At 36.0% G+C, this 650-nt stretch carries 1 protein-coding gene; it reads left to right on the top strand.

The window, feature by feature from the left end; genetic code table 11:
• Window positions 1–121 precede the first annotated feature (121 nt).
• Window positions 122–650, top strand: a 529-nt coding sequence (locus A5875_RS18185; RefSeq protein ID WP_254911909.1) for a phospholipase D-like domain-containing protein, incomplete at its 3' end; no start/stop codon positions are given.

The following is a 650-nucleotide window of genomic DNA, read 5'->3' as shown; positions in this document are numbered from 1 at the left end:
CTTGGAGAAAAATAGTTTGATTGTCTCTACGCCTGTCTCTTATACACATCTAGATGTGTATAAGAGACAGGATAAACTATTTATATAGAGATATGATTTTTTTGACTGGGGGTATGATCGAATGAGAGCCTTCTCTTTATTAAAAAAATTTACTATCGTTCTGCTGATTTATTTCCTCTATTTTGGTTTGTGTGTCTGCTTTTACAATATTCATCAGATTAACGCGGTTGCTAAAGATGCTGAAAAAGATGCGACGAAATCTCTGAAATCACTGTATAATCATAAAATTCAAAATGAATCTGTTTGTGTCACTGCTGAGCTGGATCAAGCATTGGCTCTGCGTTGCCAATTAATTGATGAAGCCAAGGAATCACTCCTCATTTCCCAATACGCCATTTCTAATGATGATAGCGGACTGATTATTGTGGGAAAATTGTTAGCGGCCGCACAACGCGGTGTAAAAATCAAGCTGCTTTTAAATGGTTTGGCGACAGAAATGAGTATCACGAGTCGGATTCCTTTCGAAATCTTTCGTGAGAAAGAAAATATTGAAGTGAAAACGATCGGTGGTCTTAATCTTTTCAAGCCGTGGGAAATCAATAATGTCTTACACGATAAATTGATTCTAGTTGACGATAATTATTTTATTT

This window comes from Enterococcus sp. 3H8_DIV0648 (genome assembly GCF_002140655.1).
GTDB lineage: Bacteria > Bacillota > Bacilli > Lactobacillales > Enterococcaceae > Enterococcus_A > Enterococcus_A hulanensis.
This window is presented reverse-complemented; position numbering and strand designations above follow the sequence as displayed.